This is a genomic window from Albimonas sp., assembly GCF_055129145.1.
The window spans coordinates 33,865-46,548 of sequence record NZ_JBSRTQ010000009.1 but is presented as its reverse complement, the minus strand read 5'-3'; the positions used below and the strand labels follow the sequence as shown (position 1 = coordinate 46,548).

Here is a 12,684-nt window from a genome sequence, read left to right as displayed (position 1 = left end):
GAGGGCGCAGTAATGTCCCGCATCGGAAAGAAGCCGATCGAGCTTCCCAGCGGCGTGACGGCGACCATTTCGGGCCAGACCGTCGAGGTCAAAGGCCCGAAGGGCGTCCGCTCCTTCACCGCCACGGACGACGTGGACGTGAAGCTGGAGGACAACGCGGTTTCGGTGAAACCCCGCGGTCTCTCCAAGCGCTCGCGCCAGCAGTGGGGGATGTCCCGCACCCAGGTTCAGAACCTGGTCACGGGCGTCACCGAAGGCTTCAAGAAAGAGCTCGAGATCCAGGGCGTCGGCTATCGCGCCGCGGTCCAGGGCAAGGTTCTGAAGCTCGCGCTCGGCTATTCGCATGATGTCGAATACCAGATCCCCGAGGGGATCGACATCGTCTGCGCCAAGCCGACCGAAATCGCGATCACCGGCATCGACCAGCAGAAGGTCGGGCAGGTCGCCGCGAATATCCGTGAGTGGCGCGCGCCGGAGCCCTACAAGGGCAAAGGCATTCGCTACAAGGGCGAATATATCTTCCGCAAGGAAGGCAAGAAGAAGTAAAGGAGGCGTCGTAATGGCTTTGACCAAGCGTGAACTGTTCCAGCGGCGCCGCCAGCGTGTGCGCAGCCGTCTGCGGAAAGTTTCGAACGGCAAGCTCCGCCTGTCGGTGCACCGTTCGAACAAGAATATCTCGGTCCAGGTGATCGACGATCTGCAGGGCAAGACGCTCTGCTCCGCGTCGAGCCTCGAGTCCGCCCTGGGCGTGATCGGGAAGAACAACAAGGAAGCCGCGGCCAAGATCGGTTCCGCGATCGCCGAGCGTGCGAAAGCCGCCGGCGTCGAGGAGGTCGTGTTCGACCGCGGCGGCTACCTCTTTCACGGGAAGGTCAAGGCGCTCGCCGACGCCGCCCGTGAAGGCGGCCTGAAGTTCTGAGGAGGCGATCATGGCCAGGGAAGACAACCGCGGCGGTGGACGCCGTCGCGAGCGCGACGAGGATCCGGAATTCCAGGATCGGCTCGTCGCCATCAACCGCGTCTCCAAGACCGTCAAGGGTGGCAAGCGCTTCGGCTTTGCGGCTCTGGTGGTCGTGGGCGACCAGAAGGGCCGCGTGGGCTTCGGCAAGGGCAAGGCCCGCGAAGTCCCCGAGGCGATCCGCAAGGCGACCGAGCAGGCCAAGCGCGGCCTGATCCGGGTGCCCCTGCGGGAAGGTCGGACGCTGCATCACGACGTCCGGGGCCATCACGGCGCCGGCAAGGTGGTGATGCGGACCGCGCCGCAGGGCACCGGCATCATCGCCGGCGGTCCGATGCGCGCCGTGTTCGAGATGCTGGGCGTTCAGGACGTGGTGGCGAAGTCCATCGGGTCCCAGAACCCCTACAACATGATCCGCGCGACCATCGACGGGCTGAAGGAAGAGTCTTCGCCCCGTCACGTGGCGGCGCGCCGGGGCAAGAAGGTCTCCGACATTCTGCCCAAGCGCGACAACGCTCCGGCTGATGCCGAAGCGGCGGAAGCGTGAGGGAGAGCGAAATGGCCAAAACCATCGTCGTGAAGCAGATCGGTTCGCCGATCCGCCGCCCCGCCAAGCAGCGCGCGACCCTCGTGGGTCTCGGGCTGAACAAGATGCACAAGACCCGCGAGCTCGAGGACACGCCCTCCGTGCGCGGCATGGTCGAGTCGATCCCGCATCTCGCGAAGATCGTCGAAGAGCGCGGCTGAACCGCCCGCTCGCACCCAAAAGAAGGGGCCGCTTCAATGCGGCCCCTTTTCCCGTCAGGTCGATGGCCCCCGCGGATGACGCCGCGGCGTGGGTCCGACGAAAAGGAAAAGCGTCATGCAGCTTCATGAACTTCGCGACAATCCCGGCGCCACGCGCAAGAAGAAGCGCGTCGGCCGCGGCCCCGGCTCCGGCAAGGGCAAGACCGCCGGTCGGGGCATCAAGGGTCAGAAGTCCCGTTCGGGCGTCGCGATCAACGGCTACGAAGGCGGGCAGATGCCCCTCTATCGTCGCCTGCCCAAGCGCGGCTTCACCAACATCTTCCGCAAGGATTTCTCGGTGGTGAACTTCGACGTTCTGGTCAAGTTCATCGAGGCCGGGAAGCTCGACGGTTCCAAGCCGATCGACGAGGCCGCCCTGGTCGCCTCGGGCCTGGTGCGCCGCAAGCTGGACGGCATCCGCCTTCTGGGCCGCGGCGACTGCCCCAAGGGCCTCTCCATCGAGGTCACCGGCGCGTCGAAATCGGCCATCGCGGCCGTCGAGGCGGCCGGCGGCAAGATCACGGTGCTCTCGCCTGCGGCCGAGCCTGCGTCGACCGAGACCGCGGAATGACATTGCGGGCATCCCGCCCGTCGATTAATTAACGCGCGACGCCGCCGCGGGGCTCGTCCCCCGGCGGCGTCGCTTTGATCGTTTCAGGGAGAGCGCCATGGCGTCCGCCGCCGAGCAGATGGCCCAGAACCTGAGCTGGAGCACCTTCGGCAAGGCCAAGGAGCTTCAGAACCGGATTCTGTTCGCGCTGGGGCTGCTCGTGATCTACCGGCTGGGGACCTACATCCCCATGCCCGGCATCGATCCGATCCAGCTCGCGCGATTCGTCGAACAGACCCAGTCCGGCATTCTGGGCGTCTTCAACATGTTCGCCGGCGGCGCCGTAAGCCGCATGGCGATCTTCGCCCTCGGCATCATGCCGTACATCTCCGCCTCGATCATCATGCAGCTGATGAGCTCCATGGTGCCCCAGCTCGAAGCCCTGAAGAAGGACGGCGAGGCCGGGCGGCGGAAGATGAACCAGTACACCCGCTACGGCACGGTGATCCTGGCGGCCTTCCAGGCGTATGGCATCGCGGTCGGGCTGGAGGGGCAGGGCCTGGCGCTCGATCCCGGCTGGTTCTTCCGCGCCTCCACGGTGATCACCCTGGTCGGGGGCACCATGTTCCTGATGTGGCTGGGCGAGCAGATCACCGCGCGCGGCATCGGCAACGGCATCTCGCTGATCATCTACGTTGGCATCGTCGCCCATCTGCCCACCGCGATGGCCCAGCTCTTCGAGCTCGGCCGCACCGGGCAGCTGCCCGCGGCGGTGATTCTCGGCGTGATGGTCGGCGCGGTCCTGGTGATCGCGGCCGTGGTCTATATCGAGCGCGCCCAGCGGCGCATCCTCGTGCAATACCCCAAGCGTCAGGTCGGCCAGCGGATGTACGGGGGCGAGAACTCGTTCCTGCCGCTCAAGGTCAACACCGCCGGCGTGATCCCGCCGATCTTCGCGTCGTCGCTGCTGCTGCTGCCCGCCACCGTGGCCGGCTTCTCGGCGGATGGCGGGGCGTCGGGCTGGATGAGCTATGTGGGGGCCTATCTGGGCCGCGGACAGCCGCTCTACCTGCTCGCCTTCGTGGGTCTGATCGTGTTCTTCGCCTTCTTCTACACGTCCGTGGTGTTCAACCCGGACGAGGTGGCGGACAATCTCAAGAAGAACGGCGGCTACGTGCCGGGCATCCGTCCGGGCAAGCGCACCTCGGATTATTTCGACTATGTGCTCACGCGGCTCACGGCGGTCGGCGCGCTCTATCTCGCGGTGATCTGCGTGATGCCGGAGATCCTGATCTCGGAGCTGGCGATTCCATTCTATTTCGGGGGCACTTCGCTCCTGATCGTGGTCTCCGTGACCATGGACACCGTGACCCAGGTACAGAGCCACCTGCTCGCGCATCAATATGAAGGACTTATTGAAAAGTCCCGGCTCGGACGACGGGGGAAGAAGAAGAGATGAACATCATTCTGCTTGGGCCCCCAGGGGCGGGCAAGGGCACCCAGGCGCGTCGCCTGGTCGAGGAGCGGGGCATGGTCCAGCTCTCCACCGGCGACATGCTGAGGGAGGCGCAGGCCTCCGGCTCGGAGATGGGCAAGGTCGTCGCCGACGTCATGGCGCGCGGCGCCTTGGTGACGGACGAGATCGTCATCGGCCTGATCCAGGAGCAGCTCGAGAACGGGGCCGCGGCCAAGGGCGTGATCTTCGACGGGTTCCCTCGCACGCTGGCCCAGGCCGACGCGCTGGGGGAGCTGCTTGAGAAGGACGGACTGAAACTCAGCGCCGTGGTGGAGATGCGGGTGAACGACGAGGCGCTGGTGGACCGCGTGTCCGGCCGCTTCACCTGCGGCGTGTGCGGCGAAGTCTATCACGACACCGCCCATCCGCCGGCCAAGGCGGACACTTGCGACAAATGCGGGGCGGTGGACAGCTTCAAGCGTCGCCCCGACGACAACGCCGAATCCATGCGCACGCGCCTGATGGCGTATTATCGCGACACCTCGCCCCTGATCGGTTACTATTGGGCCAAGGGCATGCTCGCGCGCGTGGACGGCATGGCCGCCCCGGACGAGGTGGCGGCGCAGCTGAGAGACGCGTTGGAAGGGTGAGGCCCGAAGGGAATCCGAAAAGGTCGTCGACCAAGGGTTGACGCGCCCCGGACCCTTCATATACTCCGCGCCTCCAACACAGGAGAGTCGCGCTGACGCTTCCGGTCCACGGATCGGGAGAATCGGCGCGGACGCTCCGCCGGGCTCCACAGCCCGGCGCCATGGCCGGCGGGACATGATCCCATCGGTCACGACCGAGAACGGAATATGAGCCCGGCCGGCCCCGCCGCAAGGGCGGACGGATCACGGAACACCGGGCACGACCGGACGAGAGACGGAGACGGACCTTGGCGCGCATTGCTGGCGTGAACATCCCGACGAACAAGAGGGCCCATGTGGCTCTCACCTACATTCACGGTATCGGACCGAGCTCCGCGAAGGAGATTTGTTCCGCCGTCGGCATCGCCGACGCGCGTCGCATCAACGAGCTGTCCGACGCCGAAGTCCTGGCCATCCGCGAGTATATCGACGGGAACCTGGCGGTCGAGGGTGACCTCCGCCGCGAGGTCGCCGTCAATATCAAACGCCTGATGGATCTGGGCTGCTATCGTGGCCTGCGGCATCGCCGCCAGCTTCCGGTTCGCGGACAGCGCACCCACACCAACGCCCGGACCCGCAAGGGCAAGGCGAAGCCGATCGCCGGCAAGAAGAAGTAAGGAGAAGCTTCGATGGCTCGCGAGAAGCAGCGCGTTAAGCGGAAAGAGCGGAAGAACATTTCGTCCGGTGTGGCGCATGTGAACTCCTCTTTCAACAACACCAAGGTTCTTATCGCGGACGCCCAGGGCAACGCGATCGCCTGGTCTTCGTCGGGCGCCATGGGCTTCAAGGGGTCGCGCAAATCGACCCCCTACGCCGCCCAGGTCGCCGCCGAGGACGCCGGCAAGAAGGCCCAGGAGCATGGGATGCGCACGCTCGAAGTCGAGGTGCAGGGCCCCGGCTCCGGGCGTGAGAGCGCGCTGCGGGCGCTGCAGGCGGTGGGTTTCACCATCACCTCCATTCGCGACGTGACCCCGATCGCCCATAACGGCTGCCGCCCGCCGAAGCGTCGCCGCGTCTGACGCAGCGACTATTTGGCAGGCTTTCGGCCCGCGCCCGTCGCGCGGGCCTAAGGCCGTTTCGGGCCCAAGCAAGAATTCCTCGGGAAGCACGGCGCGGAAACGGATCCCGCCCGGGCACGAATGGAGGACGAACATGATCCATAAGAACTGGCAGGAGCTCATCCGGCCCACCGGTCTCGACATTCGCCCCGGCGCCGATCCCAAGCGCATGGCGACCGTCGTGGCGGAGCCGCTTGAGCGGGGCTTCGGCCTCACGCTCGGCAACGCGCTGCGCCGCGTCCTTCTGTCCTCGCTCCAGGGCGGCGCGGTGACCTCGATTCAGATCGACGGCGTTCTGCACGAGTTCTCGTCCGTCGCCGGCGTGCGCGAAGACGTGACCGACATCGTCCTGAACATCAAGGGCGTCGCGGTCAAGGTCGAGACCGACGGGCCGAAGCGCCTCACCCTGCGCGGCGAGGGGCCGGGCCTGGTGACGGCCGCGTCGATCCAGGAGGTCGCCGGCGTCGAGGTCCTGAACCCCGACCACGTGATCTGCCATCTCGACGAAGGCGCGAGCTTCCATGTCGAGCTGATCGTGGACAGCGGCAAGGGCTACGTCCCCGCCGACCGCAACAAGGCCGAGGACGCGCCGATCGGCCTGATCCCGGTCGATGCGCTGTTCAGCCCGGTCAAGAAGGTCAGCTACAAGGTGGAGCCGACCCGCGAGGGCCAGGTGCTCGACTACGACAAGCTGACCCTGACGCTGGAGACCGACGGTTCGGTCACCCCGGACGACGCCGTGGCCTACGCCGCACGCATCCTTCAGGACCAGCTCTCGGTGTTCGTCAACTTCGAGGAGCCCGAGTCGGCTTCGCGCGGCGACGACGACGATCTGCTGGGCACCGGCACGCCGCCGGTCCTGCTCAAGAAGGTCGACGAGCTGGAGCTGTCGGTCCGCTCGGCCAACTGCCTGAAGAACGACAACATCGTCTATATCGGCGACCTGGTTCAGAAGACCGAGGCGGAGATGCTCCGGACCCCGAACTTCGGCCGCAAGTCGCTGAACGAGATCAAGGAGGTCCTCGTGCAGATGGGCCTTCACCTCGGAATGGACGTGCCGGACTGGCCGCCGGACAACATCGAGGATCTGGCCCGCAAGTACGAAGACCAGTTCTGAGCCGCGCCGCCCGGGCCGCCTGACGGCGCCGGGGACCGGATCGAGGATGACAGGGGCGCCCCGGAAACGGGGCGCCCCTCGCCGTTTCCAGGCTGCGAACGCAGCGTTTCGCGGCGGAGGGGTTAATTCTTGTGAATGAAAGTTGAAGAAATTGGGGCGCCGTGCAGCTTGGGAAAGCTGGCGCGATGTGCGCGTCGGCCTGTGCGTTCCAAGCTCGGCCGCTGCGCCGCTTGACGAGGCGTTTCCCATGTTTCCACGTATTCTGTCGCTGGCGATCGGCCTCGCCGTGGCGGCGACCTCCGCATCGGCCACGCCGCTCTATTCGATGATCATCTCCGGCACGGTGACCTCGCTGGAGGTCGCCACGTCGGGCGGGGACCCGGTGCCCGATCCGGGCGACCATTTCGAGGGCATCGAGGTCGGCGACTTCGCCGCGACGGTCATCGGTCTGATCGAGCCGACCGGATCGTCCGGGTCCGGGACCTCCCGCACCTACTTCAGCGCCCCCGAGTCGCTGGAGGCGACGTTCGGCGGCTTCGTGCTGCCGGAGTCGGCGGTGACGTCGAGCTATTTCCAGGTCTCCGACAGCTCGAGCCGCAGCACGCTTTCGGTGTCGGCAGGTCTCCCCGAAAGCACCGGCATCTCGGTCTACATCACGGGCGGCCCGACGATGCTGGACGGCAACGGCTACCCGCCCGCGTCCCTCGACATCGCCGAGGCGTCGTCGACGTCCTATTTCTTCTACAGCCGCATCATCGACGGCCTGATCTACAAGGTCGTCGCCTCGGTCGAGACCTTCGAGATCGTCTCGGGCGCCGCGGCGCTGCCGGAAGCGCCCGTGTCGGCGGTTCCGCTTCCCGCCGCCGCGCCGATGCTGGTCATCGGCCTCGCCGGGCTGGCGCGCTTGCGCCGCCGGCGCAGCTGATCCGGACGGCGGGGGGGTTGCGGCCCCCGCCGTCCTCCTGTAATGCGCGCCGACCACCCGGGCCAGAACGCCCCAAGGAGGCCCCCCGACGACGAGAGGGGCCGGACAAAGCATAACATGAAGAAGGAATGACCCATGCGTCACGGACATGGTTACCGCAAGCTGAACCGCACCCATGAGCATCGCAAGGCGATGTTCGCGAACATGGTGTGCTCGCTGATCGAACATGAGCAGATCAAGACGACCCTGCCCAAGGCCAAGGAACTGAAGCGCATCATCGACAAGGTGATCACGCTCGGCAAGCGCGGCGACCTGCACGCCCGCCGTCTGGCTCATGCCGACATCCGCCAGGATGCCGCCGTGAAGAAGCTCTTCGACATTCTCGGGCCGCGCTACAAGGAGCGCTCGGGCGGTTACTGCCGCGTGCTCAAGGCCGGCTTCCGCTATGGCGACATGGCGCCGATGGCGATCATCGAGCTGGTCGAGCGCGATCCGGCCGCCAAGGGCGCCGGCGACAAGGCCCGCGTGGCCGCCGAGCTGGAGATGGCCGAGGATTGATCCGCCGCCGGCCCTTCGGCCGCCGGAAAATCCTGACCGCGACGATCAGGGCCGCCCCCGCAATGGGGCGGCCCTTTCGCTTGCCCGCCGCGGCGCCTAGGTTCCGGTCCTGACGGAGGCTTCGCCGATGACCCCATTCCCCATCCGCCGCCGCGCGCTCGCGCTGGCTCTCGTGGTCCCGATGCTGGGCGCCGCGCCGCCGCCGGCGCAGGCGGAGACGCCCCGCGTGGCGCCGGAGGCGATGGCGCAGGTCCAGCTCTCCTACGCGCCGGTGGTGAAGGCGGCGGCGCCGGCGGTGGTCAACATCTACGCCCGGCGCGTCGTCGCCTCCCGCCCCAACCCGTTCGCCGGCAACCCGTTCTTCGAGCGGTTCTTCGGCCAGGCGATGCCGGGAGGGCGGCGGGTGGAGAACGCGCTCGGCTCCGGCGTGATCGTGCGCGGCGACGGGCTGGTGGTGACCAACCACCACGTGATCGGCGACGCGACAGAGATCCGGGCGGTGCTGCCGGATCGCCGCGAATTCGACGCGGAGGTGATGCTGTCGGACCCCGAGAGCGACCTGGTGGTGCTGCGGCTGGTCGGCGCCCATGACCTGCCGGCGCTGGAGCTGCGCGATCCGGAATCGGAGGGGGTGGAGGTCGGCGACCTGGTGCTCGCCATCGGCAACCCGTTCGGGGTCGGGCAGACGGTGACTTCGGGCATCGTCTCGGCGTTGGCGCGGTCGCGCGCGGCGCCGGGCGGCGGGGCGGGGTATTACCTGCAGACGGATGCGGCGATCAATCCGGGGAATTCGGGGGGCGCGCTGGTCGACATGCAAGGGCGGCTCCTGGGGATCAACACCGCGATCCTCAGCCGTTCGGGCGGGTCGATCGGCATCGGCTTCGCGGTGCCGGCGGCTCTGGTGCGCCAGGTGGTCCGTCAGGCCGAGGCCGGACGGACCACGCTGGCGCGGCCCTGGTCGGGTGTTGCGGGACAGGCGGTCGACGGGGCGATGTCCGAGGCGCTGGGGATGGCGAACCCCGAGGGGCTGGTGATTGCGAAGCTCCATCCGCTGTCGCCTTTCGCGGCGGCGGGGCTGGCGCGCGGCGACGTGATTCTCGCCATCGACGGCCGGCCGGTGGAGGCGCAGGCCGAGCTCGAATTCCGGCTGGCGGCCCTGGGGCTCGGCCAGGTGGCGGAGGTGGACTATCTTTCGGGCGGCAAGGCGCGGAGGGCGGAGCTGACCCTCGTCGCGGCGCCCGAAACCCCGGCGCGCGATCCGCAGATGATCGGCGGGGACTCGCCGCTGGCCGGGCTGACGGTGGCCAACCTGAACCCGGCCTTGGGCCATGAACTGGGCCTGCCGCTGGGCTCGGAAGGCGTGGCGGTGATCGAGGTCGCGCCCGGGGCCGGGCGCTCGGGCTTTCGCGTGGGCGACGTGATCCAGGCGGTGAACGGCCAGGCGGTGGAGAGCGCCGGGGCGCTGGCCCGGCTGGCGCGCCGCGCCCCCGCCGCGCTGGAGGTGCGGATCGAGCGCGACGGCCGCCACGGCGCCCTGCGGTTCCGGCGATGAGCGCGGATCTCTTCGGCGGCGGGCGCGACGACGACGACCCGCCGGCGGCGGGGCAGGGCGGCGGCGGCAAGCGCCCGCTCGCCGACCGGCTGCGCCCGACCTCGCTCGACGAGGTGATCGGCCAGGACCATCTGCTCGGCCCCGGCGGGCCGCTGGCCGAGATGGTGGCGGCGCGCGATCTGCCCTCCTTGATCCTGTGGGGCCCGCCGGGGGTGGGCAAGACCACGATGGCGCGCCTGCTGGCCGAGGCGACCGACCGGGCCTTCGTGCAGATCTCCGCGATATTCTCGGGCGTGGCGGAGCTCAGAAAAGTGTTCGAGGCGGCGCGGATCCGCTTCGCCAACGGCTCGGGCACGCTGCTCTTCGTCGACGAGATCCACCGCTTCAACCGCGCCCAGCAGGACGGGTTCCTGCCGCATATGGAGCAGGGGGTGATCACGCTGGTCGGCGCGACCACCGAAAACCCGTCCTTCGAGCTGAACGCCGCCGTGCTGTCGCGCGCGCAGGTGCTGGTGCTGCACCGGCTGGACGACGCGGCGATGGCGGGGCTGCTGGCGCGGGCCGAGGCCTCCGAAGGCCCGCTGCCGCTGACGCCGGACGCGCGCGAGGCGCTGGTCGGGATGGCGGATGGCGACGGGCGGGCGCTTTTGAACCTCGCCGAGCAGGCGTTCCGGATGGGGCCGGGGCCGGTGGACCGGGAGGCGCTGTCGCGGCGGCTGACCCGGCGGGCGGCGCAATACGACAAGTCGGGGGACGGGCATTACAACCTGATCTCGGCCCTGCACAAATCGGTGCGCGGGTCTGACCCGGATGCGGCGCTCTACTGGCTGGCGCGGATGATCGAAGGGGGGGAGGACCCGCGGTTTCTCGCCCGGCGGATCACACGGATGGCGGCGGAGGATATCGGGCTCGCCGATCCCGATGCGCTGCGGCTCTGCCTCGCGGCCTGGGAGACCTATGAGCGGCTGGGGTCTCCGGAGGGGGAGCTGGCGCTGGCCGAGGCCATCGTGCACCTGGCGCTCGCCCCCAAATCCAACGCCGTCTACAAGGGCTGGAAGGGCGCGCTGGCGCTGGCCAAACAGACCGGCTCGGCCCCGCCGCCGGCCCATATCCTGAATGCGCCGACCAAGCTGATGAAAGAGCAGGGGTACGGGGCGGGCTACGATTACGACCACGATGCCGAGGACGGGTTCTCCGGGCAGAACTACTTCCCCGACGGGATGGCGCGGCCGGCGCTTTATCAGCCGGTGGAGCGGGGGTTCGAGCGGGATCTGGCGAAGCGGGTCGCGTATTTCGAAAAACTGAGGGCGCGGCGGCGCGGAGACGGCGGCGGGCAGGGCGGGGACAGCCCCTGACCGGGGCGCTCCCCGCTCTCCGCCCCCCGAGCCTGCCTGGGGGCAAGCCTCCCGCTCGCCCACCCCGGCATGCCCCGGGGGCGTGGCGCCTCCGTGGGAGCCGAAACTCGGCCCGAAACCCGGCTTGACGCGCCGCCGGCTTCGGCGCATCAGGGCCGCCATGACCTATATTCTCGTCGCCCTCGGCGGCGCCTGTGGCGCTACGCTCCGATTCCTGTTCTACGGCTGGGCCGGACGGACGCTTGGGAACGGGTTTCCTTGGGGGACGTTCGGGGTCAACGTCATCGGTTCGCTCATCATGGGCGTCGCCGCGGTCCTGCTGATGGAACGCGCGCCCGGCGCCTGGGCGCGCTTCGCGCCGCTGGTGATGACCGGGCTGCTCGGCGGCTTCACCACCTTCTCGGCCTTCTCGCTCGACACGCTGTATCTGATCGAGCGCGGCCGGCTCGGCGTCGCCACGGCCTATATGGCTGGCTCGGTGGCGGTGTCGATCATAGCGCTCTGGGCCGGGCTCGCCATCGCCCGCGCCGCCATCGGAGAGGCCTGACCATGCCCGGCGTGCAGACCATCGAAATTCAGATCGACGACGCCGACCAGCGGCTTGACCGTTGGGTGCGCAAGCGGTTCCCGCAGCTGTCCCAGGGACGCATCGAGAAGATGCTGCGCAAGGGCGAGCTGCGCATCGACGGCGCGCGCGCCAAGGCCGCCGACCGGCTTGCGGTCGGGCAGGTGGTGCGCGTGCCGCCGATGCCCGACGAGACCCCGGAATATCTGGCGCGGCGCGAGGCCGAGCGGGCCGAGGCCCGCGCCCGCATCGCGCCCGGCGACGCCGCGATGATCCGCGACGCGGTGATCTATCGCGACGACCATCTGATCGTGCTCAACAAGCCCGCCGGCCTCGCCGTCCAGGGCGGCTCGGGCCAGACCGAGCGGCATGTGGACGGGCTGTCGGAGGCGCTGAAATTCGGGTTCGACGAGGCGCCGAAGCTGGTGCACCGGCTCGACCGCGACACCTCGGGCGTGCTGGTTCTGGCGCGCACACCGGCGGCGGCCCGGGCGCTGACCGCGGGCTTCCGCCACCGCAACACGCGCAAGATCTACTGGGCGGTGACCTCGGGCGTGCCCGACCCCGAGCAGGGCGCGATCCGCTGGGGGCTGGTGAAGGCCCCGGGCCGCGGCGCGGGCGGGGAGGGCGAGAAGATGCGCCTGGTCCATCCCGACGAAGTGGCCAAGACCGAGGGCGCAAAGCGCGCGCTGACCGAATACCAGGTGTTCGAAGCCGTCGGCACCCGCGCGGCCTGGGTGGCGCTGTCGCCGATCACCGGGCGCACCCACCAGCTGCGCGCCCATATGTGGGCGCTCGGCACGCCGGTGGTCGGCGACGGCAAATACGGCGGCTCCGGCCTGACCAATGACGGCGACGGCTGGGGCGCGCAGCTGGGCGGCATCATCAGCCGCAAGCTGCACCTGCACGCGCGGTCCCTGACCATCGAGCATCCGCATACCAAGCGCATGCTCACCGTGGCCGCCCCGCTGCCCGAGCATATGGCCCGGACCTGGGACACCTTCGGCTGGAAAGTGGCCAACGCCCCCGCGGACCCGTTCGACCCGGACCGGTAGCAAGGCCGGGGCGCCCCCGCGCCCTTGCGCATCTGGACAGCCCGGCCCCCGGGCGCTACC

General features: G+C 68.8%; 16 protein-coding genes. All 16 read left to right on the top strand.

The features are described from left to right. The first annotated feature begins 12 nt into the window (after positions 1 to 12). The gene (gene rplF / locus ACTB72_RS02965; RefSeq protein WP_463035492.1) at positions 13 to 546 is read left to right on the top strand and encodes a 50S ribosomal protein L6; all 534 of its coding nucleotides are present in this window, start codon (positions 13 to 15) and stop codon (positions 544 to 546) included. Positions 547 to 559: 13 nt separating this feature from the next. Further along, positions 560 to 919 (top strand): 50S ribosomal protein L18, encoded by a 360-nt coding sequence (gene rplR, locus ACTB72_RS02960; protein WP_463035491.1) that lies wholly within the window; start codon positions 560 to 562, stop codon positions 917 to 919. Positions 920 to 929: 10 nt separating this feature from the next. Continuing rightward, positions 930 to 1,505: a 30S ribosomal protein S5 gene (gene rpsE / locus ACTB72_RS02955; protein ID WP_463035490.1), complete on the top strand. Its 576-nt coding sequence runs from the start codon at positions 930 to 932 to the stop codon at positions 1,503 to 1,505. A gap of 11 nt (positions 1,506 to 1,516) precedes the next feature. Continuing rightward, positions 1,517 to 1,705 (top strand): 50S ribosomal protein L30, encoded by a 189-nt coding sequence (rpmD, locus tag ACTB72_RS02950; RefSeq protein ID WP_463035489.1) that lies wholly within the window; start codon positions 1,517 to 1,519, stop codon positions 1,703 to 1,705. 115 nt (positions 1,706 to 1,820) lie between these two features. Next, the gene (gene rplO / locus ACTB72_RS02945) at positions 1,821 to 2,315 is read left to right on the top strand and encodes a 50S ribosomal protein L15 (protein WP_463035488.1); all 495 of its coding nucleotides are present in this window, start codon (positions 1,821 to 1,823) and stop codon (positions 2,313 to 2,315) included. 97 nt (positions 2,316 to 2,412) lie between these two features. Next, the gene (secY, locus tag ACTB72_RS02940) at positions 2,413 to 3,753 is read left to right on the top strand and encodes a preprotein translocase subunit SecY (protein ID WP_463035487.1); all 1,341 of its coding nucleotides are present in this window, start codon (positions 2,413 to 2,415) and stop codon (positions 3,751 to 3,753) included. Continuing rightward, positions 3,750 to 4,400 (top strand): adenylate kinase, encoded by a 651-nt coding sequence (locus tag ACTB72_RS02935; protein WP_463035486.1) that lies wholly within the window; start codon positions 3,750 to 3,752, stop codon positions 4,398 to 4,400. Before secY ends, ACTB72_RS02935 begins: the two co-directional genes overlap by 4 nt. A gap of 287 nt (positions 4,401 to 4,687) precedes the next feature. Then, complete coding sequence (gene rpsM, locus ACTB72_RS02930; RefSeq protein WP_463035485.1) at positions 4,688 to 5,056, top strand: 30S ribosomal protein S13; 369 nt, start codon at positions 4,688 to 4,690, stop codon at positions 5,054 to 5,056. Positions 5,057 to 5,068: 12 nt separating this feature from the next. Next, entirely contained in the window at positions 5,069 to 5,458 is a 390-nt protein-coding gene (rpsK, locus tag ACTB72_RS02925; RefSeq protein WP_463035484.1) for a 30S ribosomal protein S11, read from the top strand. A gap of 133 nt (positions 5,459 to 5,591) precedes the next feature. Further along, positions 5,592 to 6,614, top strand: a complete 1,023-nt coding sequence (locus ACTB72_RS02920) for a DNA-directed RNA polymerase subunit alpha (RefSeq protein WP_463035483.1) — start codon at positions 5,592 to 5,594, stop codon at positions 6,612 to 6,614. 247 nt (positions 6,615 to 6,861) lie between these two features. Then, positions 6,862 to 7,539 carry a VPLPA-CTERM sorting domain-containing protein gene (locus ACTB72_RS02915; RefSeq protein WP_463035482.1) on the top strand — a complete coding sequence of 226 codons (678 nt, stop codon included), beginning with the start codon at positions 6,862 to 6,864 and terminating at the stop codon, positions 7,537 to 7,539. A gap of 135 nt (positions 7,540 to 7,674) precedes the next feature. Continuing rightward, positions 7,675 to 8,097 carry a 50S ribosomal protein L17 gene (gene rplQ / locus ACTB72_RS02910; protein WP_463035481.1) on the top strand — a complete coding sequence of 141 codons (423 nt, stop codon included), beginning with the start codon at positions 7,675 to 7,677 and terminating at the stop codon, positions 8,095 to 8,097. 127 nt (positions 8,098 to 8,224) lie between these two features. Beyond that, on the top strand, positions 8,225 to 9,649 hold the full coding sequence (locus tag ACTB72_RS02905; protein WP_463035480.1) for a trypsin-like peptidase domain-containing protein: 1,425 nt from the start codon (positions 8,225 to 8,227) through the stop codon (positions 9,647 to 9,649). Then, positions 9,646 to 11,004, top strand: coding sequence for a replication-associated recombination protein A (locus ACTB72_RS02900; protein WP_463035479.1), 1,359 nt, complete (start codon positions 9,646 to 9,648; stop codon positions 11,002 to 11,004). Before ACTB72_RS02905 ends, ACTB72_RS02900 begins: the two co-directional genes overlap by 4 nt. A 160-nt stretch (positions 11,005 to 11,164) precedes the next feature. After that, positions 11,165 to 11,551, top strand: coding sequence for a fluoride efflux transporter CrcB (crcB, locus tag ACTB72_RS02895; protein ID WP_463035478.1), 387 nt, complete (start codon positions 11,165 to 11,167; stop codon positions 11,549 to 11,551). 2 nt (positions 11,552 to 11,553) lie between these two features. Next, entirely contained in the window at positions 11,554 to 12,624 is a 1,071-nt protein-coding gene (locus tag ACTB72_RS02890; protein WP_463035477.1) for an RluA family pseudouridine synthase, read from the top strand. Positions 12,625 to 12,684 lie beyond the last annotated feature (60 nt).